This window comes from Curtobacterium sp. MCPF17_031, assembly GCF_003234035.1.
Lineage (GTDB): Bacteria > Actinomycetota > Actinomycetes > Actinomycetales > Microbacteriaceae > Curtobacterium.
Genome location: NZ_QKSG01000004.1, coordinates 104,392 through 128,132, shown reverse-complemented (window position 1 = coordinate 128,132; position 23,741 = coordinate 104,392). Strand labels below are relative to the sequence as shown.

General features: G+C 72.8%; 23 protein-coding genes. 11 read left to right on the top strand and 12 right to left on the bottom strand.

Annotation, left to right across the window (positions count from 1 at the left end):
* Positions 1 to 34: 34 nt before the first annotated feature.
* Positions 35 to 1,897: an FtsX-like permease family protein gene (locus DEJ31_RS07960; RefSeq protein ID WP_111043648.1), complete on the bottom strand. Its 1,863-nt coding sequence runs from the start codon at positions 1,895 to 1,897 to the stop codon at positions 35 to 37.
* A 3-nt stretch (positions 1,898 to 1,900) separates the two neighbouring features.
* A complete protein-coding gene (locus DEJ31_RS07955) occupies positions 1,901 to 2,671 on the bottom strand; it encodes an ABC transporter ATP-binding protein (protein WP_258366226.1) in 771 nt (256 codons plus the stop codon).
* Between the two features lie 234 nt (positions 2,672 to 2,905).
* Here DEJ31_RS07955 and DEJ31_RS07950 point away from each other — a divergent pair, with 234 nt between their 5' ends.
* The gene (locus DEJ31_RS07950; protein ID WP_110902946.1) at positions 2,906 to 3,346 is read left to right on the top strand and encodes an NUDIX hydrolase; all 441 of its coding nucleotides are present in this window, start codon (positions 2,906 to 2,908) and stop codon (positions 3,344 to 3,346) included.
* Positions 3,347 to 3,368: 22 nt separating this feature from the next.
* Here DEJ31_RS07950 and DEJ31_RS07945 read toward each other — a convergent pair whose 3' ends face one another.
* Positions 3,369 to 4,160 carry an alpha/beta fold hydrolase gene (locus DEJ31_RS07945; protein ID WP_110902947.1) on the bottom strand — a complete coding sequence of 264 codons (792 nt, stop codon included), beginning with the start codon at positions 4,158 to 4,160 and terminating at the stop codon, positions 3,369 to 3,371.
* Positions 4,161 to 4,214: 54 nt separating this feature from the next.
* Between DEJ31_RS07945 and DEJ31_RS07940 the strand changes: the two genes are divergently transcribed.
* Complete coding sequence (locus DEJ31_RS07940) at positions 4,215 to 4,628, top strand: MarR family winged helix-turn-helix transcriptional regulator (RefSeq protein WP_110902948.1); 414 nt, start codon at positions 4,215 to 4,217, stop codon at positions 4,626 to 4,628.
* On the opposite strand, the gene DEJ31_RS07935 is transcribed toward DEJ31_RS07940, so the two are convergent.
* Positions 4,612 to 5,940, bottom strand: coding sequence for a PP2C family protein-serine/threonine phosphatase (locus DEJ31_RS07935; RefSeq protein ID WP_111121596.1), 1,329 nt, complete (start codon positions 5,938 to 5,940; stop codon positions 4,612 to 4,614). The two genes, DEJ31_RS07940 and DEJ31_RS07935, sit on opposite strands and share 17 nt — an antisense overlap.
* Before the next feature lie 118 nt (positions 5,941 to 6,058).
* Between DEJ31_RS07935 and DEJ31_RS07930 the strand changes: the two genes are divergently transcribed.
* Positions 6,059 to 6,733, top strand: a complete 675-nt coding sequence (locus DEJ31_RS07930; RefSeq protein ID WP_258366225.1) for a nucleoside/nucleotide kinase family protein — start codon at positions 6,059 to 6,061, stop codon at positions 6,731 to 6,733.
* Positions 6,734 to 6,790: 57 nt separating this feature from the next.
* Positions 6,791 to 7,630 carry an NmrA family NAD(P)-binding protein gene (locus DEJ31_RS07925; protein ID WP_111043650.1) on the top strand — a complete coding sequence of 280 codons (840 nt, stop codon included), beginning with the start codon at positions 6,791 to 6,793 and terminating at the stop codon, positions 7,628 to 7,630.
* A gap of 56 nt (positions 7,631 to 7,686) precedes the next feature.
* Here DEJ31_RS07925 and DEJ31_RS07920 read toward each other — a convergent pair whose 3' ends face one another.
* From DEJ31_RS07920 to DEJ31_RS07905, 4 genes are all read right to left on the bottom strand, one after another.
* The gene (locus DEJ31_RS07920; RefSeq protein ID WP_111043651.1) at positions 7,687 to 8,985 is read right to left on the bottom strand and encodes a CynX/NimT family MFS transporter; all 1,299 of its coding nucleotides are present in this window, start codon (positions 8,983 to 8,985) and stop codon (positions 7,687 to 7,689) included.
* On the bottom strand, positions 8,982 to 9,656 hold the full coding sequence (locus tag DEJ31_RS07915; RefSeq protein WP_111121594.1) for an HAD hydrolase-like protein: 675 nt from the start codon (positions 9,654 to 9,656) through the stop codon (positions 8,982 to 8,984). Before DEJ31_RS07915 ends, DEJ31_RS07920 begins: the two co-directional genes overlap by 4 nt.
* Positions 9,657 to 9,718: 62 nt before the next feature.
* On the bottom strand, positions 9,719 to 10,414 hold the full coding sequence (gene nucS / locus DEJ31_RS07910; RefSeq protein WP_110902954.1) for an endonuclease NucS: 696 nt from the start codon (positions 10,412 to 10,414) through the stop codon (positions 9,719 to 9,721).
* Positions 10,415 to 10,458: 44 nt separating this feature from the next.
* Positions 10,459 to 11,778, bottom strand: a complete 1,320-nt coding sequence (locus DEJ31_RS07905; RefSeq protein WP_111121593.1) for an MFS transporter — start codon at positions 11,776 to 11,778, stop codon at positions 10,459 to 10,461.
* 54 nt (positions 11,779 to 11,832) lie between these two features.
* Between DEJ31_RS07905 and DEJ31_RS07900 the strand changes: the two genes are divergently transcribed.
* Both DEJ31_RS07900 and DEJ31_RS07895 read left to right on the top strand, forming a co-directional pair.
* A complete protein-coding gene (locus DEJ31_RS07900; RefSeq protein ID WP_111043655.1) occupies positions 11,833 to 13,008 on the top strand; it encodes a LacI family DNA-binding transcriptional regulator in 1,176 nt (391 codons plus the stop codon).
* 269 nt (positions 13,009 to 13,277) lie between these two features.
* A complete protein-coding gene (locus DEJ31_RS07895; RefSeq protein ID WP_110902957.1) occupies positions 13,278 to 13,919 on the top strand; it encodes a hypothetical protein in 642 nt (213 codons plus the stop codon).
* A 17-nt stretch (positions 13,920 to 13,936) separates the two neighbouring features.
* On the opposite strand, the gene DEJ31_RS07890 is transcribed toward DEJ31_RS07895, so the two are convergent.
* The gene (locus tag DEJ31_RS07890) at positions 13,937 to 15,271 is read right to left on the bottom strand and encodes an MATE family efflux transporter (RefSeq protein WP_220034850.1); all 1,335 of its coding nucleotides are present in this window, start codon (positions 15,269 to 15,271) and stop codon (positions 13,937 to 13,939) included.
* Positions 15,272 to 15,303: 32 nt separating this feature from the next.
* Here DEJ31_RS07890 and DEJ31_RS07885 point away from each other — a divergent pair, with 32 nt between their 5' ends.
* Entirely contained in the window at positions 15,304 to 15,969 is a 666-nt protein-coding gene (locus DEJ31_RS07885; RefSeq protein ID WP_111121592.1) for a GAP family protein, read from the top strand.
* A 58-nt stretch (positions 15,970 to 16,027) separates the two neighbouring features.
* On the opposite strand, the gene DEJ31_RS07880 is transcribed toward DEJ31_RS07885, so the two are convergent.
* Positions 16,028 to 17,380, bottom strand: coding sequence for a uracil-xanthine permease family protein (locus DEJ31_RS07880; RefSeq protein ID WP_111121591.1), 1,353 nt, complete (start codon positions 17,378 to 17,380; stop codon positions 16,028 to 16,030).
* A gap of 114 nt (positions 17,381 to 17,494) precedes the next feature.
* Between DEJ31_RS07880 and DEJ31_RS07875 the strand changes: the two genes are divergently transcribed.
* The 3 genes from DEJ31_RS07875 to DEJ31_RS07865 all read left to right on the top strand — a co-directional run bounded on the left by DEJ31_RS07875 (position 17,495) and on the right by DEJ31_RS07865 (position 22,008).
* On the top strand, positions 17,495 to 18,985 hold the full coding sequence (locus DEJ31_RS07875; RefSeq protein WP_111121590.1) for a hypothetical protein: 1,491 nt from the start codon (positions 17,495 to 17,497) through the stop codon (positions 18,983 to 18,985).
* A 75-nt stretch (positions 18,986 to 19,060) separates the two neighbouring features.
* Entirely contained in the window at positions 19,061 to 21,025 is a 1,965-nt protein-coding gene (locus DEJ31_RS07870; RefSeq protein ID WP_110903011.1) for a M13 family metallopeptidase, read from the top strand.
* The gene (locus DEJ31_RS07865; protein WP_111121589.1) at positions 21,025 to 22,008 is read left to right on the top strand and encodes a serine hydrolase; all 984 of its coding nucleotides are present in this window, start codon (positions 21,025 to 21,027) and stop codon (positions 22,006 to 22,008) included. The genes DEJ31_RS07870 and DEJ31_RS07865 overlap by 1 nt, the downstream gene beginning before the upstream one ends.
* A 33-nt stretch (positions 22,009 to 22,041) precedes the next feature.
* On the opposite strand, the gene DEJ31_RS07860 is transcribed toward DEJ31_RS07865, so the two are convergent.
* Together DEJ31_RS07860 and DEJ31_RS07855 are read right to left on the bottom strand one after the other, a co-directional pair.
* Positions 22,042 to 22,545, bottom strand: coding sequence for a hypothetical protein (locus DEJ31_RS07860; RefSeq protein WP_110902962.1), 504 nt, complete (start codon positions 22,543 to 22,545; stop codon positions 22,042 to 22,044).
* A gap of 27 nt (positions 22,546 to 22,572) precedes the next feature.
* The gene (locus DEJ31_RS07855; RefSeq protein WP_111043660.1) at positions 22,573 to 23,244 is read right to left on the bottom strand and encodes a DUF4232 domain-containing protein; all 672 of its coding nucleotides are present in this window, start codon (positions 23,242 to 23,244) and stop codon (positions 22,573 to 22,575) included.
* Positions 23,245 to 23,450: 206 nt separating this feature from the next.
* Between DEJ31_RS07855 and DEJ31_RS07850 the strand changes: the two genes are divergently transcribed.
* Entirely contained in the window at positions 23,451 to 23,726 is a 276-nt protein-coding gene (locus DEJ31_RS07850) for a hypothetical protein (protein WP_146240602.1), read from the top strand.
* Positions 23,727 to 23,741: the final 15 nt, after the last annotated feature.

Sequence of the window (23,741 nt, the reverse complement as noted above, 5' to 3'; positions counted from 1 at the left end):
CACCCCTCAGCGGCCCGCCCAGTGCGGCCCGTCGTCACCGCCCGCGCACGGTCCGCGCCACACCCGGCAGGACCCCGAGCACCGCGACCACGACTGCGGCCCCTGAGAACCCGGCCCACGCCCCGACGTCGAACCCCGAGGACGGCGCCCCGGCGAGTCCCTGTCCGACCCCGACCAGCGCCGGAACCACCGCCACCGTGCCGATCACCACGGCGGCGACCGCCGTGAACGCCGTCTCGACCCCTGCCATCCGCAGCAGTTGCGCGCGGGTCGCGCCGGTCCGTTGCAGCAGTCCGAACTCGCCGCGACGCCCCCGCATCGCGGTGAGCAGCGTGTTCCCCGCCGCGGCGGCCACGAAGGCGAGCAACGCGATGACGAGCACCAGGGACAGCCGCCGTTCGCCGTCTCCGGACCGCAGCACGCTCGCGGCGTACCCGTCGGCGGTGGTCACGCGCAGGTCCAGGGCGAGGAGGGCCTCCCGGACGGCCGCACGGTCACCCGGACGAGCGTCGACCAGCAGCGTGTCGACGGGTCCGGCCGACCGGTCGCGGACCAGCACGTCCCCGAACGCCAGCCCCCGGTCGTAGACCGCGACGACGCGTGCCGAGGTGGCCGGGCTGTCCCCGGACCGCAGCTGGACGGTGTCGCCGAGGCCGGTGGGCGTCAGCGCGACCAGGTCGTTGCTCACCGCGACGGTGCCGGGGGCGTCGAGCGCGGCGAGGGACCCGGACCGGACGTCGGGGTCGACCGAGCGGGTGTCCGCGGACAGGCCGCGGACGACGGTCGGTTCCCACTCCAGGCCGCCGAGGCCGCCGAGGTCCTCATCGGGCTGCTCGACCTGCACGGATCCGGCACGGTCGCGCATCGTCGTGGTCGCACGGACTCCCGGGACGGCGGCGATCCGCTCGAGCTGGTCCGCCGTCACACCTCCTGAGGAGGTCACCACCAGATCGGCCGGGAGGCCCGCCACCAGCTGGTCGGCAGTGGCCCGGTCGACCGCGGCGTCCGTCCCGGTCTGCACCGTGCCGAGCGCGACGAGGAGCGCGAGAGGCACCACGGCCGCGCTGAGCCGCCGGGAGGCTCCGCGTGCGTTGAGGAGGGCGAGCACGCTGGCCGCGCCGCCGACTCCGCGACGGGCGACGGCGAGGCCACGACGAGCAGCCCACTGCACCAGGAGCGGTCCGGCGAGGGCCGCGGCGACGACGAGCACGATCGCCGAGGTGGCACCGGCGGCGCTGCCGACGAGGCCCGGGGTGAAGAAGGGGGTGGCGGCGATGCCGAGTCCGGCGAGGGCGGTCACCCCGGCGGCGATCCGGCGACCGGTGGACAGCGTCGGGACGTCGGTCGTGCTGGCGCGGACGGCGTCCGTCGGACTCGGACGGGTCGCGGCCCGGGCGGCCATCGCCGCTGCGAGGAGCCCCGTCGGGACGAGGACGACCAGTGTGGTGAGCAGCGGCACGACGCTCGCCGTCAGGGTGAAGCCCGCCGGGACGATGTCGCTCGCCCGCAGCAGCGGTGTGACCGAGGCGGCAGCGAACGTGCCGACCACCGCGCCGAGCGGAGCGACGAGCGCGAGCAACAGCAGCACCTCGGTCCGGACCGTTCCGCGGATCTGCGCGGCGGTGGCGCCGACCGCGCGGAGCAGCGCGAACTCGCGGCGGCGCTCGCGGAGGACCCCGGCGAAGACGTTGGCCACCATGAACACGGTGATGAGGAGCAGCGTGCCCGCGAACGAGCCGGCGACGCTGGACAGGAACGGCAGTTCGGGGTGGCGGACCCCGGCCTCGAGCCAGGCGGTGGTGATGCCGAGGAGCATGGCGGCCAGGGCCACGACGATCCCGGCACCGAGCACCGCGGCCCGGTTGACGACGAGCAGGGAGCGCAGGGCGACGCGCACGGCTCAGCGCCCCAGACCGAGGACGCGGGCGGTGACGGACTCGAGCGTCGGGGCGACCAGCTCGTCGCGCACCCGGCCGTCCGCCAGGAACACGACCCGGTCGGCGTAGGTGGCAGCGCGGGGGTCGTGGGTGACGAGCACCAGGGTCTGCCCGAGGGACCGCACCGCGTGCTGCAACAGCTGCAGGATCCGGTCCGCGGTCGCGGTGTCCAATGCCCCGGTGGGCTCGTCGGCGAACACCACGTCCGGCCCGGCGACGAGCGCACGGGCGATCGCGACGCGCTGTGCCTGGCCGCCGGAGAGCTCGCCCGGCAGCCGGTCGGCCATGCCCTCGAGCCCCACGGCGTGCAGCAGTCCGGCCACGCGGTGGTCGTCCTCGCGGACCCCGGCCAGGGTCAGGGGCAGCCGGACGTTCTCGCCGACGGTCAGGTGGGGCACCAGGTTGTAGCCCTGGAAGACGAAGCCGACGTGGTCGCGTCGGAACCGGGTCACCGCGTCCGGGGAGAGCGTGCCGAGGTCGACGCCGCCGATGACGACCCGGCCGCTGGTGGGGGTGTCGAGTCCGGCGGCGCAGTTGAGGAAGGTGGACTTGCCGGAGCCCGACGCTCCCATCACGGCGGTGAAGGTGCCGGCGGCGACGTCCAGGCTCACGCCGTCGAGCGCGCGGACCGTCGACGGGCCGTTGGGGTACGTCTTGGTGACGTGGTCGAGGTGCACGGCGGTGCCGCTCGGGCGGGCGGCGGTTCCGGGCTCGGGGTGGAGGGCTGTGGACACGGGGGACTCCTCGCTGTGCGGTGCGCGGGTTCGCACGACACCGTCCACGCTAGGAATCCGGACCCGCCCGCCCCAGGGCCGAACGGTGGGACCGTCGGAGTTGCGTCCTTCGATGCAGGCCGCGCCGGATGCAGACCCGGCAGACCCGGCAGACCCGGCAGATCGGCAGACAGGCCGGACGGGAGGCGCGGCGCGGCGTTCCGGCATCGGCCCGGTCCCTGGGATGGTCGGCACATGGAGTACACGGACTACGACACCCGGCTGGCGTCCTACGCCGTCGTCACCGACGGGGACCGGGTGCTGCTCGCCCGGTTGAGCTGGCCGGACGCCGGGCTCTGGACGTTGCCGGGCGGCGGGGTGGAGCTCGACGAGACCGTCGAGGAGGGTGCGGTCCGCGAGGTGCTCGAGGAGACCGGGTACGACGTGGTCGTCGAGGAGCTGCTCGGGGTGCGTTCCCACGTCGTCCCGCCCGAGCGTCGGAAGACCCGGAACGGCCGACCGATGAAGGCCGTGCAGGTGGTGCACCGAGCCCGGGTCGTCGGGGGAACGCTGCGCCACGAGGCCGAGGGGACGACGGACCTGGCGGCGTGGGTGCCGATCGCCGAACTCGGGTCGCACCGCCACGGGCTGCTCGTGGCGCAGGCACTGCGGTGGGCGGGCGTCACGGCGGGGTGAGCCGCGCCTGCCGGCCGCCCCGTCAGTGCTGACCCGGTCGGTGCTGCGCGACGAACGGGTCGAGCACGGCCCAGGTGGCCTCGGGTGCTTCGAGGTGTGGCAGGTGTCCGGCCGCGGGGACCTCGGCGAACGCGGCACCGGGGACGGCTGCGGCGACGGCGCGTCCGTGGCCGACGGTGACGACGCGGTCGCTCGCGCCCGAGACGACGAGGGTCGGCACCTCCACGGACGCCAGGCGCTCCAGCAGGGTCGGGTCGCTCATCCCCCGACCGGCGAGGACCGCCATGGTCTGCCCGTTCGACCGCAGGACGGCGCGCTGCTCCTCGGTCACGAGTGCCGGGTCCTGGTACCCGCGCTCGGGGTCGTGCCAGGCGACCTCGGCGAGTCCGCGGGCGTCGAGCGCGAAGAAGTCCGCGATCGGTTCGCCCTCGACGACGACCCCGACGGTGTCGATGACGACCACGCTGCCGAGCACGCCGGCGGAGCGCTCGTCCGCCGCGGCCTGCACGGCCATCTCGAGAGCGATCCACCCGCCGATCGACGACCCGACGACGAGCACGTCGCGCTCGCCGTGGTCGCGGAGCCGGGTCAGGTACGCCGAGGCCAGGTCGGCGATCGTCGTGATCGACTCCGGTCGGTCGGTGCCGTCCCAGCCCGGGTGGGTCGGGGCGTGGACGGACCGGGAGGCAGCGAGGTGTCCGACGATCGGGGCGACCGTCCGGGGTCCACCGCCCCCGTGCAGCACGAGGGCGGTCGGTGCGGTGGGGTCGCCCGCGCGGAGGACGGGCAGGTCGTCGGGGAGGGTGTTCGGCATGGTCGTGGCTCCTGAATCAACATGTTGATGTAAACGTGTTGATACCGTAGCACCATGACGACGGACCTCGAACGGCTCGGGCAGGCCATCAAGCGGGCGCAGTACCGGAACCACCGCACGATGGACCTCGCCCTCCACGACGTCGGGGTGACCCTGGTGCAGTGGGACGCCCTGCGCGCCGTCGACCGGATGCCGGGTGCGTCCGGCCACGACCTGGCCGTCGCCACGTTCCAGAGCGACCAAGCGTTCGGCACCCTCGCGGCGCGACTGGTGGAGCGCGGACTCATCGAACGGTCGGCCGGTCGCGGGCGTCGGCTCGTGCACACCCTCACAGACACCGGTCGCGAGGCACTCGACGACGGACACCGTGTGGCCGCCCGGGTGCTCGACGAGCTGTTCGCTCCGCTCGACGAGCCGGGTCGTGCGGCGCTGATGGCCGCCCTGACGACCCTCACCGAGGGGGAGTGACCGCCGCTCCCGGCTCCGGGTCGTAGCGGACCGCCAGCACCGTGACGTCGTCCGCGTGGTGCCCGGCGCGCCCGAGCTCCTCCAGACGGGAGACCAGGCGTTCCGGGTCCGGCTCGGTCACGGCGAACGCCTCGAAGCGGTCGAGTGCGTCGAGTCCGTCGCCGAACAGGTCCAGGACGCCGTCGCTGACGACGAGGACCACGTCCCCACGGCCGAGCAGCGTCTCCTGCGTCGTCCAGCTCGTCCCGACGCCGATCGGGGTGTCCGTGCTCCGCAGCCATTCGTGGCCACCCTCGGCGCGGAGCACCAGGGCCAGTCCGTGCCCGGCGTCGACCCACCGGGCGACCCCGTCGACGTCCAGGTGCATGTGGAAGCACGTGGTGAACTGCTCGGTCGCCGGCGCGTCCAGGCCCACGTCCAGACCGGTCGCGGTCCGGCTCACCGCTTCGTCCGGTGCACCCACCCGCACCGACGACCGGAGGACCGACCGCACCACCGCGGCGATCATGCCCGCGCCGACGCCCTTGCCCATGACGTCCCCGAGGGTGAAGGCAGCGCCGCCGGCGGTGGGGAACCAGTCGTAGAAGTCGCCACCCACCGAGCGGGTCGGCAGGCACACGGCCCGCACCGTGAAGGCCGCCGGGAGGTCCGCCGTCGACACGGGCAGCAGGGAGCGCTGGACGAGCGCCGCCTGGGAGATCTCGGCCTCGGCCTGTCGCCGCAGCTCCTGGACGGTGTGCAGACGGACCGCACCCTGCCGGGCGAGTTCGTTGGTGACGCCCGCGACGGCGGTGAAGACGACCAACACGACGACGAGCCGGACGACCTCGCTCGCGACCAGGTCGGCGTGCCCGAGGAGCATCGGCACCAGGAAGGTCCCAGCCGTCCCGACCAGGGGGTAGAGGACGTTCTGCCGGCCCGGCCGTGCGGCGATCCAGATCACCGGCAGCAGGACCGCGGCGAGGAACGGGGACCGCGAGTCACCCGTGCCGTAGCGCAGCAGGCCGATGGCGACGAAGTCGAGCGCCGGCACCAGGAGTTCGAACCGCATCAGCGACGGTCGGGCCATGAGCAGTGCGGTGAACGCCAGCCCGAGGACCGCCAGCGCCGTCCCCGTCCACATGCTCGTCGCGTTCGTGACCGTCAGCCAGGGCAGCAGCACGCTGCACACCGCGGCGAGGAGCGACACCACGACGATCACTGCCTGGTTGGTCACCGGGGTCGTCCTCGCCCCGGTCCGCCCGGGGGCGGTACCCGCTCGGTCGGTCGCGGTGTCCGGGACGACGGTCCGACCGGCAGCCGTCTTCGTCATCAGGACCTGACGCTACCGGCAGCAGGGGCACGGGGGAACGCGCCCGTTCGTGGGTCAGAGACGGCCGGCTCGGCTGCCACGTGCGGCTGGCTGGAGGCCGATGCAGCAGGATGGGGGCGTGAGCACGCCGGAGACCCTGTCCGCCGACCAGGCCGTCGCACGCGCGGTGGCGCTCGCCGCAGCCGGTGGCCGGAGCGTGCTCGGCATCGCGGGCGCTCCCGGTGCGGGCAAGTCGACGCTCGCCCGACGCGTGGTCACCGCGGTCACCGAGCAGCTGGGTCCGGGCATCGCCGTGCAGGTCCCGATGGACGGCTTCCACCTGGCGAACGCCGCGCTCGACGCCCTCGGCCGGCACGACCGGAAGGGCGCGATCGACACCTTCGACGCGGCCGGGTACGTCGCGCTGGTCCGACGGCTGACCGGGGGTGCGGGCACCGACAGCACCGACAGCACCGACAGCACCGACACGATCTGGGCCCCGGACTTCGACCGCCGTGTCGACGAGCCCGTCGCCGGCAGCATCGCCGTCCCGCCGGAGACCGTGCTCGTCGTCTCCGAGGGCAACTACCTGCTCGACCAGAGCACGCCGTGGCGCGAGCTGCCGGGGCTCTTCACCGAGACCTGGGCCTGCGTCGTCGACGAGGACGTCCGCGTCGACCGCCTCGTCGGTCGACACATGCGCCACGGCCGAGACCACGGGTCCGCCCGGGCCTGGGCCGTGGAGGTGGACGGCGTCAACGCCGCACGGGTCGCGGCGGACCTGCACCGGGCCGCCGTCCTGGTCCGGACGTAGCGTCAGACCACGCCACCACCGCGCCACCCCTGGACCACCGACCGACAGGAGCACGACGTGACCATCGCCATCACCGGGGCCACCGGCAACATCGGCGGGTCCGTCGCCCGCGCGCTCGCCGCGGACGGCACGCCGTTCCGCATGGTCGTCCGCGACGCCTCCCGCGCCCCGGAGCTGCCCGGTGCCGACGTCGCGGTCGCCACCTACGCCGACGCTGATGCCGCCCGAGCTGCCTTCGCGGGCGTCGAGGTCCTGTTCCTGGTGTCCGGCGCGGAGGCCCGTGACCGGCTCGACCAGCACCGCACCGTCATCCGTGCCGCGGCCGACGCCGGGGTCCGGCACGTCGTCTACACGTCCTTCCAGGGCGCGGCCGCCGACGCGACGTTCACCCTCGGGCGTGACCACTTCTGGACCGAGCAGGCGATCCGCGACACCTCGATGGCGCACACGTTCCTGCGCGACTCGTTCTACCTGGACTTCGTCGAGGACCTGGTCGGCGAGGACGGCGTGATCCGCGGTCCGGCGGACGACGGCGCGATGGCCGCGGTCGCCCGGGCGGACGTGGCGCGGGTGGCGACGGCCGTCCTCCGCGAGCCGGCGCGACACCTCGACCGCACCTACGACCTGACGGGTCCGGCGGCGATCACGCTCGAACAGGCGGCCGCGGTGGTCAGCGACGTGCGTGGCCGTCCGGTGTCGTACCACCGGGAGTCCCTGGAGGAGGCGTACGCCTCCCGCCAGCGCTGGCAGCCCGAGCCGTGGCAGGCGGACGCCTGGGTGAGCACCTACACGGCGATCGCGGACGGGTCGCTCGCGAAGGTGTCGGGTGACGTCGAGCGCGTCACGGGCCGTCCGCCGATGACGCTCCGCCAGGTCCTGGAGGCCCGGGGTGCCTGAGGCAGGCCGACTGCGGGCGCTGCGGCAGGCCGGCAATGGGCGCTGACCGGCTCGGTTCAGCGCACCTTCCGCGCCGACACCGACCCGACCACGCCGAGCAGCAGCACGGCGACCAGGACGGTCAGCAGCGGAGCCGTCCAACCACCGGTCGCCCCGTGCAACGCACCCGCGACGAGGGGGCCGGCGGAACCGAGCAGGTACCCGCCGCCCTGCACGAACGCGGACATCCGGCGGGCGTCGTCGTCGTTCGACACCAGCCGCACGATGACGATGAAGATGATCGTGATGCCGCCACCCTGGGCCGCACCGCCCAGGACGGACCAGAGCAGCCAGAGCTGCGGGGCCACGAGGAGCCCGAGCGGCATCGCCAGCCAGAAGAACGCGACGAGGACGATGATGACCCGCGGCCGGAACCGGCTGGCGAGCACGGGGACCCCGAGCGCACCGACGACGGCCAGGATCTGGAACACCGACGAGCTCGCGCCCGAGGACGCCGTGTCGAAGCCGATCTCGTCGTGCAGCAGCGTCGGGATCCATGCCGTCAGCGCGTAGTACGAGAACGCCTGCCCACCGAACGCGAGCATGAGTCCCCATGTCACCCAGCGCTTGGCGGGGTGCGGCAGGGTCTCGATCACGGCAGCCCGTTGCTCGGCGACGGGCCGCAGCGACCCGGTGTCGAGCACCTGGTCGATCGGTCCCGTGACGGGCAACGGCTCCGAGTCGTGGTCGGTCCCGCGCCAGGCCGCACCGGCACCGACCGTGTAGGTCCACGCCGCCGCCGCGACGAGCGCCAGGACGCCCCACACCGCGATCGCGACCGGCCAGCCCCACGCGGCCGCGATGGGCGCGGTGCCGAGCGAGGTGATCATCGACCCGATGTTGAGCGCCGACGTGTAGACACCCGTGACCAGACCGACCCGTTCCGACGAGGTGTCGCGACGGATCACGACCGGGATCACCACGTTGCCGATCGTGATGCCGATGCCGATCACCGCGGTGCCGATGAGCAGGGCGGCCTCGTGCGGGACCGACCGGACGACGGTCCCGACCAGCACGATGAGCAGCGACAGTGACACCGCGCGCTCGGCGGTGAAGCGGGCGATCACCCAGCTGGCGAACGGTGTCGCGAGGGCGAAGCAGAGCACCGGGATCGTGGTGAGCAGGCCGGCGACCGTCGCGGTCATGCCGAGGTCGGCGCGGACGTCCCCGATCACCGGCGCCGGTGCCACGATCGGGCCGCGGAAGTTCAGCGCGACCAGGACGATCGCGGCCGGCAGCAGCCAGGCGGCGCCGCGCAGGCCCGTCTGCACGGTGCCGGACCTCCCCGTGCCGGACTTCCCCGTGCCGGACGTCATGCGCTCGGCAGCAGGATCGGCAGCAGGTCGAGCGGGGTCGCCGCCTGCGCGATGGTGCCCACGGCCTCGGCGGGCGAGCCGTAGCCCCACTCGGCGAAGACGGTCGGGACGCCGTGCGCCGCCGCGCCCTCGACGTCGTGCAGGCGGTCCCCGACGAGCACCGGGCGGGACACGTCGAAGCCGTGGGCACGCAGGCGGCGCAGCGCTTCCTCGACGACGTCGGCCTTGGCGGAGCGGACCTCGTCGTCGCTCGCGCCGGTGATGATGTCGATGTCCCCGGTCAGTCCGTAGTGCTCGAGGATGTACGTCGCCGGCGTCTCGGGCTTGCTCGTCGCGGTCGAGATCGGCACGCCGGCCTCGTGCAGGGTGTGCAGGACGACGTCGATGTCCGGGTACATCCGGCTGTCGAGGGCCCCGTGCGAGAAGTAGTGCTCGCGGTACACGGCGAGCGTCCGTTCGGAGAGCTCGTCGTCCATGCCCATCGCGATGCGGAACGTGTCGAGGATCGGGGGACCGACGAACGACAGCAGCGTCTCGTGGTCCGGCACCGGGACGCCGACCTGCTCGAACGTGTACGTCAGGCTCTCGAGGATGCCCGGTGCCGAGTCGCTGATGGTGCCGTCGAGGTCGAACAGGACGGCGGTGAACGGACGCTCGGGGCTGTTTGTCATGACCTGCCAAGCCTAGCCGCGCCGGACGGGACGACCGAGGAGGCGGTGGTCCGCGCCTCCGGTCAGAACAGGCGGGCGTGCCCGCCGTCGATGCCGCGCATCTCGTCGTAGTCCAGGACCAGGCAGCGGATCCCGCGGTCCTCGGCCAGGGTGCGCGCCTGCGGGGCGAACGACTGCGCTGCCAGGACGCCCTGCACCGGACGCAGGTGCGGGTCACGGTTCATCAGCTCGAGGTAGCGGGTGAGCTGCTCGACCGCGTCGATGTTGGCGTTCCGCTTCATCTCGACCGCGACGCTCGCACCGGCGTCGTCCCGAGCCAGGATGTCGACCGGTCCGATGGCCGTCATGTACTCGCGGCGGACCAGCGTGTGGCCGTCGCCCAGGAGCTCGATCTGCTCGGCGAGGAGCTGCTGCAGATGTGCCTCGACCCCGTCCTTCACCAGACCGGGGTCGACGCCCAGGTCGTGGGACTCGTCGGCGAACACCTCGTGGATGCTGACGATCAGACGGTCCTGCGTCTTCTTCTGCGTCACCGTCCACACCTGGGTGATGCCGGCGGCGGCCTGGTCCTCGTCGGGCTCCGCGATGGCGATCGAGCACGGCGGGCTCATCCAGTTGAGCGGCTTGTAGCTGCCGCCGTCGGAGTGGACGAGCAGCGAACCGTCGGCCTTCAGCATGAGCAGGCGGTTCGCGAGGGGCAGGTGTGCCGACAGGCGACCGGCGTAGTCGACGGAGCAGCGGGCGATGACGAGACGCACCCGGAGAGCCTAACCGGGATCGCGTGCCCCCCGGCGGGTCGCGGTCAGCTGCGGTCGGTGTCGGCGGTCGCGGTGGCGTCGCGCTCCGCGTCTGCTCCGGACTGGAGGCGCGGCTCGCCACCCTTGTGCGCGTCACCCGACGGGGTGGTCGCCGCGGCACCGGCACCGGTCCGCTCGCGCGCTGCACCGGAGGCGAGGCCCGCCGCGATGATGAACACGAACACGATGAGCAGCCCGTTGAGGAGACCCACGTGCTCGCCCGCGAACCCGATGATCGGCGGCCCGGCGAGGAACGCCACGTACCCGATGGTCGCGACCGCGCTGACCTTGGCAGCCGCGGTGCGGGGATCGTCGGCGGCGGCGGACATGCCCATCGGGAACCCGAGCGACGCCCCGAGCCCCCAGAGCACGACGCCGACGATCGCGATCGGGACGCTCGGTACGAAGATGAGCATGCCGAGGCCGACCACGGCGACGACGGCGCTGGCGCGGAGCACCGGCACCCGGCCGAACCGGTCGATGAGCGGGCTGCCGGCGATCCGACCGGCGGTCATGGCGGCGAGGAACACCGCGAGGACCGCGGAACCGCCGTCGTTCGCCAGGCCGTGCCCGTCGATCATGGCGAGGGGCAGCCAGTCGTTCGCGGAACCCTCGGCCAGGGCCATGCCGAGGACGATGACCCCGATGAGCAGGGTCGACGGCTGCCGCCAGACGGCCCAGCGGGAGACCGGCAGGGCGACGGGACTGGTGTCGGTGGCCTCGGGCTCGACGTGGCGGTCGTCGCCGAACCAGCGGATGGCGACGATCATCGCCAGGCTCGTGAGGATCCCGACGACGATGAAGTGCACCGCGACGGGGACCTCGAACCGTTCGGCGAGCGAGCCGATGCCCGCGCCGGCGAGCGTGCCGACGCTGAACGCGGCGTGGAACAGCGGCATGATCGTCCGGCCGCCCAGGCGCTCGGCCGTCGCGCCGGCCACGTTCATCGACACGTCGCACAGCCCGTTGCCGAAGCCGAACGCGATGAGGCAGACCCAGATCGCGGCGAAGCCCCAGCCCAGCGTCACGGCGACGCCCGCGGTGACCATGCCGAGCGCCAGGCACGCCGACGCGACGAGCACCCCGCGGCGGGCGCCCAGGCGGGCGACGATGTGGCCGGCGAAGGTGAGCCCACCGATCGAGCCGATGGACATGCCGAGGACCAGGAGGCCCATCGTGAAGGTGGAGGCGTCGAGGGAGTCCCGGACGCTCGGTACACGGCCGAGCCAGGTGGCGATGTCGAGCCCGGAGAGCGTGAACACCACGAACACCGCGTTGCGCCAGGCGCGCGTCGTCGGTGCGCTGCCGGTGGTGGCCGTCGTCATGGTCCTGTCCGATCGAATCGATTCGAGCTGGTGTTCCCGTTACGCTAGCCAGCGATGGACGAGACGGCAAGCGAACCCGGCGAGTCGGATGACCGCGCCCCGGTGTCCCGCGCGTCCCGACCGGGCGGGGCCGGACCGGCGGCCGGTGCTGCCCGCACGGGGCGTGCCTCCCGGCCGACGCTGGCAGCCGTCGCCCGCGCTGCCGGTGTCGCCCCGTCGACCGCGTCCCTCGCGTTCAGCGGCAGCGGACCCGTGTCCGAGGACACCCGACAGCGGATCCTCGCCGTGGCCGCCGAACTCGGGTACGACGGTCCGGACCCCCGAGCCCGCTCGCTGCGCCGTGGGCGTTCCGGCGTCATCGGCGTCGTCCTCGACGACCGCCTGAGCGACGCCTTCCGCGACCCCGCCAACATCCTCACGCTCGACGGCATCGCCGAGGTCGCCGGCGCCGCCGGGGTGTCGCTGCTGCTCGTGCGGAGCCCGCTCGACGACGAACGCGGGATGGCCCCGCTCGTCGACGCACCGATGGACGCCGTCATCCTGATCGGCTGCAACGTGCGGATCGACCCCGCCGTAGCCGTCCTCCGACGTCGGGCGATCCCCGTCGTCGCGATCGAGGCGGACGCGATCGAGGGGGCCGTCCCGGTGCACCTCGACAACCGCGAGGGCTCACGCCGTGCCGCCGAGTACCTCCGGGAACTCGGCCACCGCGCGGTCACCGTCGTCACCCTGCCCCTCGACAGCGCGCGCGAACGCGGCCCGGTCGACGAGGCCCGCGAATGCTCGTCCTCGGCGTTCACCACCATGGAGCGACTCCGCGGGGTCCGCGACGTCTACCCGGAGGCACCGGCCATCGCGGCCGGCGGGAGTTCGGTGGAGGAGGGCCGCATCGCCGGCGCAGCGCTCTTCACCTCGGGGGCCGAGGCACCGACGGCGGTCGTCGCGCAGAGCGACCTGCTCGCCGTCGGGGTGATCTCGGCGGCGCTCGAGGCCGGACTCCGCGTGCCCGAGGACGTCAGCGTCGTGGGGTTCGACGGCATCCAGGTGGACGACAGCCTGCTGCACCGCTCCCCGATCCGGCAGCTGACCACGCTCGTGCAGCCGTTCGTGCCCAAGGGCGAGGCCGCCGCACGGGCCGCGCTCGCCATGCTCGAGGGGGAGTCGCCGGAGCCGGCCTCGTTCCGGTCCGAGCTGCGGATCGGGGACACCACGGCGGTGCCGCGGGCGTAGGGCCGGCCGGCTCAGGCCGGCCCCGCCGGCGACGCTGCTACGCGCCGCGCCTGTTCCGTGCGGCTGCGCCCAACAGGAGCCGGTCTGAACCACGGGAAGCAGTGGTTCGGACGGGATCGGGCCGCGCGGGTCCAGCCCGAACCACCGGCACGGTCCGGTCCAGGAGCGTCGGCCGGGAGGCGCGGCGCCGGCTGGCCAGGCGCCTCCGGTCCGGCTGTGGCCGGTCGGGCACCGCACCGGTGTCGCTGAGGCTGTGGTTGGTTGGGGTCGTGACCACCATCCCGGCCGCCGGTGCGGCGTCGAAACCGAACGGTGCCCTCGACGAGGCCACCCGCCGGGCCGAGCGGCTCGCGGAGCACGGGCCGACCGTCCGCGGGCCGTCGGTGACCGCCTCGCTGGCGGTTATCTCCGTGTTCATGACCGTCGTCGTGCCCGTCCTGGTGTTCGGCGGGCCCTGGTGGTCCGGTCCGGTCGTCGTCGCGGTGGTCGGCATGGTGCTCGCCATCCGCGCCTGGGTCGTCGGACGTCGACACCACACCCTGCAGCCGTTCCGCATCGCGACCGAGGAGCGTCCGTTCTCGGTCCTCGATCGAACGCAGCGACGACTGCTCTGGCGTCACATCACCGGTCGGGCATCGGCGACGGCGGACACCGCGCCGCTCGTGCGCGCCTTCCTGGGTTGGCAGCGGCGGTCTTCACGGGGAGCCGTGCCGAGTCTCATCGCACTCGGGGTCGTCATGCTCGGATCCGCCTGGGCGATCGCGCTGTCGTCGGGCGAGGTGCTCCTCCTGGTGCTCCTGCTCGTCGTGGCGGTCTTCATCGGCGTCATGACCACGCTCGAGTCGCGCCGTCGGGAACGGGTGCTCCGGTCGTTGCCCGATCCGCAGGCGGCGCCGCGCAACCAGGACTGACGAACGGTACGCCCGGGTCAGCGGGCGAGCGCCGCCGCGATCCACCCCGGCCGGTGCGCCCGTACCCCGAGCGTCACCGCCCGCACCCCGATGTAGCCGAACGAGAAGACAGCCCAGAGTCCCGCAAGTCCGTCCCCGAGCCACCAGAGCAGCGGCAGGTACACGACCAGGTTCACCACACCGACCAGGGCCAGGTACCGGGCGTCACCGGCACCGATGAGCACCCCGTCGAGGACGAACACGTACCCGGCGATCGGCAGCCCAGCCGCGATGAGGACCAGGACCAGGGGCAACGCGGACCGAACCTGCTCCGAGTCGGAGAACACCGGCCCGAGCAGGCCGCTCGCGGCCAGTGTCAGCGCACCGAGCAGGACGCCACCGGCGATGCCGAGGACCACGAGCCTCCCGGTCACCAGGCGCACCCGATCGGCGTCCCGTGCACCGAGCGCGTGGCCGACGAGGGCCTGCCCGGCGATCGCCAGCGCGTCGAGCGCGAAGGCGAGCGTGCTGAAGACCGTCAGTCCGATCTGCGTCGTCGCCAACCCGATGGTGCCGAGCCCGGTCGCGGCGGCGATCGTGGCGAGCATCGCGACGCGCAGTGACGCGGTGCGCAGGAACAGCCACGCCCCGGACCGCAGCGCCCGGACCACGCCGGACGCTCCCGGCCGCAACGGAGCCCCGGACGCCCGCGCGGCCCGGACCGCGATGACGACGTACACGGCTGCCATCGCCCACTGCACGACGACGGTCCCGGACGCCGACCCCGCGACCCCCCAGCCGAGGCCGTAGATGAGCAGCGCATTGAGCAGCCCGTTGGCGATGAAGCCGACGGTCGCGACGACGAGGGGTGTCCGGGTGTCCTGCAGCCCCCTGAGCAGGCCCGTCGAGGCGGTGACGACCAGGATGCCGGGCAGCCCGATCAGGGAGACGAGCAGGTACGCGGTCGCTGCGTCCGACACCTCGGGGGCGGCGCCGAACACGTCGATGAGCGGGCCAGCGACCGGCCAGCCGACCAGTGCCAGGACGACACCGAGGCCGAGCGCGAGCCACATCCCGTCGATGCCCGCATGGACCGCACCGCGGCGGTCGCCGGAACCGAGGGCGCGGGCGACGGCCGGGGTGGTGGCGTAGGCCAGGAAGACCAGGAGGCCCGTGACCGTCTGCAGGACCGCGCTCGCCACGCCGACTGCGGCGAGTGACGACGCACCGAGGTGCCCGACGAGGGCGGTGTCGGTGAGCAGGAAGAGCGGCTCGACGACGAGCGCCCCGAGCGCGGGCAGCGCGAGCCGGACGATGTCGCGGTCGACGGCACGGCGGAGCCGACGGGGCTCGGTCTCGGACGCGGTGGGCACCAGGACATCCTGCCAATGGCTACGGTCGAGGGGTGGACGTCGTCGCACTGGTCCCCGCCGTGGTGGGGATCGCACTGAGTCCGCTCGTGATCGCCTCGGTCGTGTTCCTGCTCGGCCATCGCGGTGGGTACGTTTCCGCGGCGGCGTGTGCCACCGGATGGGTCCTCAGTGTCGCGGTGGCGCTCGTCGTGGCTGTCCTGCTCGGTGAGCGGCTGCCGGCTCCCTCGGACGGTGGGACCGACGTCCGAGCGGTGGTCGAGGTGGTCGCCGGCGTGCTGCTCCTCGGCCTCGCGGTGTGGCAGTGGACCGTCCGTCGGCTGCCCGGCGGTCGACCGAGGAGCGCCGGTTGGTCGGACCTGATGGCGTCGATCGGGCCCGCCCGCGCCTTCGCCGTCGGCGTGGCCTGGTTCGCGACGAACCCGAAGGCGGTGGTGCTGTCGCTGACGGCCGGTCTGGTGGTGGGCGACTCGGATCCGTCGGTCGCGGCCATGGTCGGAACGGGCACCGCCTACGTGGTGTTCGCGGGGTCCACCGCCGTGCTGCCGATCGCGGTCACGGCCGCACTCGGGCACCGAGCTGAGCCGATCCTCGCGGTGACGAGGCGGTTCATCGCACAGCGTGGCTCGGTCGCCCTCGTCGTCGTCCTCGTGGTGCTCGGACTGGTCCAGTTCGTGACGGGCGTCGTCGCGCTGATCTGAACCGTCGTGCTGCTCTGGTCCGTCGTCCGCGGACCGGGTCGTCGTCGACGGTTGCGGGTCAGTCGCGTTCTGCCGCGCCGACCCGCGGCTCGACGGGGACCCCGCCGGTTGCCGCGCGCTCGTCGTCGGTCGCCGGGGGCGTCACCGGGTCGGTGCCGCGCGCACGACCGATCAGGTCCATCAGGTGGTACACCACGATCGCCGCGATGGTGCCGATGATGATGCCGCCGAACGTGGCGCCACCGAGCGTGAACGTGAAGTCCGCGATGCCCATGATGAGCGCGACGCCCGCCGTCAGCTGGTTCTTCGGCTTGGCGAAGTCGACGCGGTTCTCCACCCAGATCCGGATGCCGATCACGCCGATGAGACCGTAGAGCGCCGTGGTCGCACCACCGAGGACGCCGGCGGGGACGGTCGAGATGACCGCACCGATCTTCGGCGAGAGCCCGAGCAGGACCGCGACGATCGCCGCGACCCAGTACGCCGCCGTCGAGAACACCCGGGTCGCCGCCATCACACCGATGTTCTCGCCGTACGTGGTGGTCGCCGAACCGCCGCCGACCCCCGCCAGCACGGTCGAGATGCCGTCCGCGAAGAGGGCACGCCCGGTCAGGGGCGTCAGGTCGCGGCCGGTGAGCTGCCCGACGCCCTTGACGTGCCCGACGTTCTCGGCGACGAGGGCCAGGACCACGGGCAGGAACCCGAGGTAGACGGCCATCTGCGACGGGTCGAAGGCCGGCGCGGTGAAGGTCGGTAGGCCCACCCAGTCCGCCTCCTCGATCGCGCTGAGGTCGACCTGACCGGCGACGAGGGCGGCCGCGTAGCCGACGACCACCCCGACGACGATCGACAGGCGTCCGACCAGGCCCTTGAAGAGCACGGTGCACAGGACGATCGCGGCGAGGGTGATGACCGCCACGACCGGGGCCTTCGTGAAGTTGTCGCGCGCGGCCGGAGCCAGGTTGAACCCGATCAGGGCGACGATCGCACCCGAGACCACCGGTGGCATGAGCCGGTCGATCCACCCGGCGCCGGCCAGGTGCACGACGAGGCCCACGACGGCGAGCAGCGCGCCGACGACGATGATGCCGGACAGTGCGAGCGGGATCCCGCCGATCTCCGTCGCGGCCCCGATCGGCGCGAGGAAGGCGAACGACGACCCGAGGTAGCTCGGCAGGCGGTTGCCGGTGACGAGCAGGAACAGGATGGTGCCGATGCCGCTGAACAGCAGCGTGGTCGACGGCGGGAACCCGGTGATCAGCGGCACGAGGAACGTGGCGCCGAACATCGCGACGACGTGCTGCACCCCGAGCCCGATGGTGCGGGGCCAGGTGAGGCGCTCGTCCGGCGCCACGATCGTCGATGCGGAGACGGTGCGGCCGTCCCCGTGCAGCTTCCACGGAAGTCCCATGCGATGACCGTAGCGGGCACGCGGGACCATGTGAGGACGGATGGGCTCCCTGTGGAGAACCCTGCCGTCGCCCTGCGGCCTGGATATGGTGTGTGGAACATCACGAGGAGCACCATGTCGAACCACCTGCACCACCACGTCCTTGTCCCCCCGGTCGTCGCCGCGCTCGCCATCGGTGCCGTCATCGGCCTCCCGGTGCTCGCCGCGGACCCCGCCCTCGCTGCGGCCACCGACCGCCCCACGACCCGGGTCAGTGCTCCCAGGCCGGGATCGCCGTCGGACGGGACGCGCGCCGCCACGGGCGTCGACTTCACCGCCGGGGTCCGGTCGATCGCACACGGTGCCGGCATCGTGACCCTGACCGGCTCCGTCCCCACCGGCACGAGCGTCGAGGTCAGCGGTGACGTCGTCGAGCCCGTGTGGGCCGAGGGCGACGCTGCGGGCCACTGGGAGGCGCAGGTCCGGGTCCGACCCGGTCAGCACGTCATCCGCGTCACGTCCCAGGTCTCCGGCCAGGCGGTCGACATCCCCGTCGAGCTGCTCATCCTGCTGCCACCGGACATGCTCGCGACCGTCGACGGCATCGCCCGGACGATCGACCTCGCCGGTTCCGGCCACCCCGGGGCGCACCTCGTGGTGCGGGCCGACGGGACGACCCGGGCCGCGACCGACGTCGCCGAGGACGGCACGTGGCACGTCCTGCTCCGTGACCTCGCCTTCGGCAGCCATCACGTCGAGGTCTCCCAGTACTTCGACGGCACGCGGAACGGGGGTGTCGACGACGTCTACGAGATCTCCGGTGCCCCGACGGTCGAGCGGGCACAGGCGTCCCGCCAGACCGAGCGCATCACACTCGCAGGCCGCGCACCGGCAGGCAGCACCCTGACGTTCGAGGACGCCCGTGGTCCGGTCACGGGCCCGGACGGCCAGCCGGTCGAGATCCGGGTCGGGGACGACACCTCGTGGCAGGCCACGCTCCCCATCCCGGACGACGTCCGGTTCGACGTCGTGACGGTCATCGCGCACGACGGCGGGCACGAACTCGGGCGGACGGACGCGCACGTCACGATCCCCCTCGCACTCACCGGCAGCGTGGAGGAGCTGGACGACGGCCGGATCCGCCTGAGCGGGACCGGTGAAGTCGGCGGCACGGTCACGCTCGAGGACGAGTCGGGAGCAGAACTCCGCGCTGCCGACGGGAAGCCGCTCCGCACCGGCATCGGCCGGAGCTGGGAACTGGTCGTCCCCCGCCACGACCTGCCCGCCGGGTCCGTGGTCGCCCGACAGCGGGTGCAGGACGTCGAGCAGGGCGCGCTCCGACTGGTGCTGCCCGGGCTGCCGGATCGGCCCGGAGCGGGCCACGGCAGCGGTACCGGAACGGGGGCGTCGGCCGGCGGTGGCATCGTCACGGGGACGGACACCCGGCACCCGACGGCTGCGCGGGTCCGGTCCGATGCTGCTCGACCCGGTACCGACGGTCGGCTCGCCTACACCGGTGCGGACATCGGGCGGCCGACCGCGGCAGCCGTCGCATCGCTCCTCAGCGGTGCGGCCGGACTGCCACTCGCCGCCTTCCTGCGCCGCCGGGCAGCCTCCCGCCGATGAGCGTCCCCGAGTGAGGTCAGGTCAGTGAACGAGTACCGGGTGGCGGACGAGGAGCCGGTGGCTATCGTGGGGAGCATGACCGACGTCGCAGGCACCACCGGAATCCGTACCGACGAACTCGACGAGTCGGTGCGACCGCAGGACGACCTCTACCGGCACGTCAACGGCAGGTGGATCGACCAGACGCCGATCCCGGACGACAAGGCCCGCTACGGCTCGTTCACCGTCCTGGCCGAGGAAGCCGAAGCCGCTGTGCGCACGATCATCGAGCGCGCACAGACCGCGGCGCCGGGCAGTGAGCAGCGCAAGGTCGGCGACCTCTTCACGTCCTTCACCGACGAGACGGCGCTCGAAGCACTCGGGTCCGCCCCGATCGAACCGCTCCTCGCCGACATCGCCGCGATCGAGGACAAGAACGACGTCCTCCGCATGGTCGGCCGCTTCGAACGACTCGGGCTGCCGAGCTTCATCCAGCTCTTCGTCGACAACGACCCGGGCGACCCGGACTCCTACATCGTGTTCCTCGAACAGTCCGGTCTCGGCCTGCCCGACGAGTCGTACTACCGCGAAGAGCGCTTCGCTGACATCCGCGAGAAGTACCGCGAGTTCGTGGGCTCGATGTTCCCGCTCGCCGGGTACGACGAGAGCGGCGACCGGACCGAGCACGTGATCGCACTCGAGACGGCGATCGCGTCAGCGCACTGGGACAACGTCGCGACCCGTGACAGCCAGAAGACGTACAACAAGCTGCCGTGGGACGAGGTCTCGGCGCTCGCCGAGGGCGTCGACCTGCGCCTCTGGTGGGACGCCATCGCGGCTCCCGCCGGCGCTTTCGACACCGTGGTGGTCCGCCAGCCGTCCTTCCTGACCGGCCTCGCCCAGCTGTTCCGCGAGCAGCCGCTGCCCGTCTGGAAGGACTGGCTCTGCTGGCAGGTGATCCGGGCCTCCGCCCCGTACCTGACGAGCGCGTTCTCGGCGACCAGCTTCTCGTTCTACGGCACCGCACTGACCGGTGCGCCGAAGCAGCGCGACCGTTGGAAGCGCGGGGTCTCCCTGGTCGAGGGTGCGATGGGCGAGGCGGTCGGACGCATCTACGTCGAGGAGCACTTCGACGAGACCTCGAAGGCGACGATGGACGACCTCGTCGCGAACCTGGTCGAGGCGTACCGCCGGAGCATCACGGGGCTCGAGTGGATGACCGACGAGACCCGGGCCCGCGCGCTCGACAAGCTCGAGAAGTTCACCCCGAAGATCGGCTACCCGGTGAAGTGGCGCGACTACAGCGCCCTGCCGGTCACCGCCGACGACCTGCTCGGCAACGTCCGCGCGATCGCGTCGTTCCAGGTCGACCGTGAACTCGGCAAGATCGGCAAGCCGATCGACCGCGACGAGTGGTTCATGACCCCGCAGACGATCAACGCGTACTACAACCCGGGTTTCAACGAGATCGTCTTCCCGGCCGCGATCCTGCAGTTCCCGTTCTTCGAGGCCACCCGTGACGCCGCCGCCAACTACGGTGCGATCGGTGCCGTCATCGGGCACGAGATCGGGCACGGCTTCGACGACCAGGGTTCGCAGTACGACGGCGACGGTCGCCTGCAGAACTGGTGGACCGAGGCCGACCGGCAGGCGTTCGAAGAGCGGACGAAGGCCCTCATCGCCCAGTACGACGCCCTGGTGCCGACCGAGGTGCCGGACGGCCACGTCAACGGTGCCCTCACCATCGGCGAGAACATCGGTGACCTCGGTGGCCTGTCGATCGCGTGGAAGGCCTACCTGATCTCACTCGACGGTGCCGAGCCGCCGGTGATCGACGGCCTGACCGGTGCCGAGCGTTTCTTCCTCAGCTGGGCGCAGGCGTGGCGGATGGCGATCCGTCCGGAAGAGGCCGCTCGTCTGCTGAGCATCGACCCGCACTCGCCGAACGAGTTCCGCTGCAACCAGATCGTCCGCAACATCGACGTCTACTACGACACCTTCGACGTCTCGGACCGTGACGCGATGTACCTGGCCCCGGCCGAGCGCGTCGCCATCTGGTGATGACGGAGCCGGACGCGCCGCACTCGTCGCGCCGGCGCCGCCCCGGACGCCCCGCTGACGACGGCTCAACGGGGAACAGTCCAGTCGGCGGTGGTCGTGCCGGCGGTGGTGGTCGGAGCCGTGGGAAGCACCGTGGTGGGGCGGACGAGCGCTTCACGGCCACGACACAGGCACTGGGCACCATCGCGCAGGACGGCGCAGGGGTCAGCGCCTCCATCATCGACACCTCCACCGGTCGTGCGCTGCTGGCGATCGACGACCGGTTGGTGCAACCGGTGTCCGGCCTGGGGCGCGTGCTGCTCCTCATCGAGGTCGCGGCGCAGCTCGAGGACGGTCGGCTGCACGGCGACCGGCTCCAGCGCATGGCCCGGGACACCGCGACGGGTGCCGGGCTGTGGCAGTTCCTGCAGGAGCCGACCATGCAGGTGTCGGACCTCGCCACCTTGGTCGGTGCGACCGCGGACGCCTGGGCGACGAACGCCCTGCTCACCACGGTCGGGATCGACGCAGTGCGTGCCCGTGCCGAGTCCCTCGGGGTCGAACGGTCCGCGCTGATCGACCGGGTGCGGGACCGCCGGGGCCCGGACGACGCCCCGGACGTCTCGGTTGCTGCGTCGGGAGAGCTCAGCTGGCTCTTCCGCGGGCTGGCGCTCGGTGAGGTCGTGGACCAGACGGTGTCGAACCGGGTCCTCGGGTGGTTGTCCCTGGCCGCGGACCTGTCGCTCGTCGCCGGGTCGTTCGGTCTCGATCCGTTGGCGCACCGGGCGCTCGACCACGGCCTCCAGTCCGTCGCCGTCACGGGATCCGGGCCGGGCATCCGGGCCGAGGCGGGCGTGCTCCGGGGGCCGGCGTCGTCGGTCTGCTACGCCGTCACGGTCCGGTTCGAGGACGACTCGCTGCAGCGGCGACTCGCGGTCGTCGAGGCGCTCCGCACGATGGGCACCGAGGTCCTCGAGGTCGTGCACACCCCGGCCGAGCGCTGAGCACTGCGCGCCGAGCGCTGAGCGCGGAGGCGTTCAGGACACCGAGTCCCGCCGTTGCCGGTCGTAGTCGCCGCGCATCCGCCATCCGGCCAGCACCCGGGTGACCGTCCCGTGGGGCGAGCGGGTGAGCACGGACCAGAGCCCGAGGACGACCAGGACGACGGGGACGGTCGCGACGGCGAGCACGATGCGCCGACGGACCTCGCCACCGTCGTCGAGCCAGCCGAGTCGCACGAGGTGCAGGACCCAGAAGGTGAGCGGCGAGACCACGACGATGATGCTGGTGCGCCAGTAGCGCCGGACGGCGTCGCGGAACCCGATGTCCAGGACCGCGCCCTCGGCGAGCTCGACCGTGTCCCCGACGGTGAAGGTGTGGGCTCCCGCGCGGATCACCGTGCGCTCGGCATCCGGGACGGCCCGCTGTCCGCGGCGCGGAGGCTGCCACCCGACGTCCTCCAGGTGCTCGACCTCGTCGTCGATGACGAACCACCCGCCCTCGAGGTCCTCGGGTCCGGTGACGATGCGGTGGCTGCTCACCCGCCCATCATCGCGGAACGGGGCCCCTCACTGCTGCTGCTGTCCCTCCGGCACGAACGCCCGCACCGACAGCAGTTGCGCCGACCGCTGCTGGCACGCGGTGTAGGCGGTGGAGGCGATGAACAGCGACTGCTTCGACCCCGGCGGGTAGACGCGGAACCCGTCGGGCTGCTGGGCGGTGCAGTCACCCGGCTGCAGGTTCTCGGCGCGGACGATCCGGAGCGGCGCGTACGCCGTCTGCCCGGCGGCCAGGGTGACGGTCGGACGTGCATCACTGCGGTCGAGCGTCGCCGATGCCCCGACCTGCGTGCCGTTCCCGTCGCCGACGAAGGACAGCCCCGGCCAGCCCTGCAGCGTGCACGACGCGCTGCCGGTGTTCCGCAGCGCCAGGTCCAGGTACACGCTGCCGGCCCCGCCGCCACCGCCGTCGACGATCGACCCGGTCAACGACGCCGCCGCGCAGGTCCGCGCTCCGGAGGCCGTGCCGCCGTCCGCCGGACCGGCCGCAGCGGCACCCGACGCACTCGACGCCGGGGTGGACGACGGCGCAGACGACGTCTTCGGCGCAGCGGACACCGGTGCAACGGACGACGAGGACGAGGACGAGGTGGAGGTCGTCGGTGCCGAGGACGCCCCACCGCCGTTCGACCCACCCGTGCACCCGGTCAACGCGAGGACGACCGCCCCGAGCACGCCCACCGTCCCCACCGTTCCCCGCAGCGACCGCCGTGCCGTCACCTGCGCGCTGGACCCTCGACTGCTCTGCCCCATGCCCGCCACACAACCACTTCCACCGTGGAACGGTCTCGCACGTCCTCCCACATCGGCACCGCCGTCCAGCGTCTTCGGGCAGGATCGGCATCGTGCACGTCGACGACGACGTGCGGACACGGAAGGACAGACCGATGGCAGCAGGCAAGCACGAAGCAGCACGCGGCGACGACGACCGGGCGGACGGCGTGGACGCACGCGCCGGCGAGTTCGTGGACAGTGACATCCCCGGGGAGCACCGCGTCGCCGGGGACGAACCGGTCGGCGAGTTCGTGTCGAGTGACATCCCCGGCGAGGCCCGCCCGCAGCCGGACGACGAGACCGGCGAGTACGTCGAGTCGGACATCCCCGGTGAGCGGCAGCCGGCCGGTCCCGAGGAGACCGGGCACTACACCGACCGCGACCAGTAACGGTCACCCGACCGG

Bases quoted from the DNA above. Each gene is read 5' to 3' on its own strand.
- DEJ31_RS07950 (WP_110902946.1), top strand. From the start codon at position 2,906: ATGGAGTACACGGACTACGACACCCGGCTGGCGTCCTACGCCGTCGTC.
- DEJ31_RS07945 (WP_110902947.1), bottom strand. From the start codon at position 4,160: ATGCCGAACACCCTCCCCGACGACCTGCCCGTCCTCCGCGCGGGCGAC.
- DEJ31_RS07940 (WP_110902948.1), top strand. From the start codon at position 4,215: ATGACGACGGACCTCGAACGGCTCGGGCAGGCCATCAAGCGGGCGCAG.
- DEJ31_RS07935 (WP_111121596.1), bottom strand. From the start codon at position 5,940: ATGACGAAGACGGCTGCCGGTCGGACCGTCGTCCCGGACACCGCGACC.
- DEJ31_RS07920 (WP_111043651.1), bottom strand. From the start codon at position 8,985: ATGACGTCCGGCACGGGGAAGTCCGGCACGGGGAGGTCCGGCACCGTG.
- DEJ31_RS07915 (WP_111121594.1), bottom strand. From the start codon at position 9,656: ATGACAAACAGCCCCGAGCGTCCGTTCACCGCCGTCCTGTTCGACCTC.
- DEJ31_RS07905 (WP_111121593.1), bottom strand. From the start codon at position 11,778: ATGACGACGGCCACCACCGGCAGCGCACCGACGACGCGCGCCTGGCGC.
- DEJ31_RS07900 (WP_111043655.1), top strand. From the start codon at position 11,833: ATGGACGAGACGGCAAGCGAACCCGGCGAGTCGGATGACCGCGCCCCG.
- DEJ31_RS07880 (WP_111121591.1), bottom strand. From the start codon at position 17,380: ATGGGACTTCCGTGGAAGCTGCACGGGGACGGCCGCACCGTCTCCGCA.
- DEJ31_RS07875 (WP_111121590.1), top strand. From the start codon at position 17,495: ATGTCGAACCACCTGCACCACCACGTCCTTGTCCCCCCGGTCGTCGCC.
- DEJ31_RS07870 (WP_110903011.1), top strand. From the start codon at position 19,061: ATGACCGACGTCGCAGGCACCACCGGAATCCGTACCGACGAACTCGAC.
- DEJ31_RS07865 (WP_111121589.1), top strand. From the start codon at position 21,025: ATGACGGAGCCGGACGCGCCGCACTCGTCGCGCCGGCGCCGCCCCGGA.
- DEJ31_RS07850 (WP_146240602.1), top strand. From the start codon at position 23,451: ATGGCAGCAGGCAAGCACGAAGCAGCACGCGGCGACGACGACCGGGCG.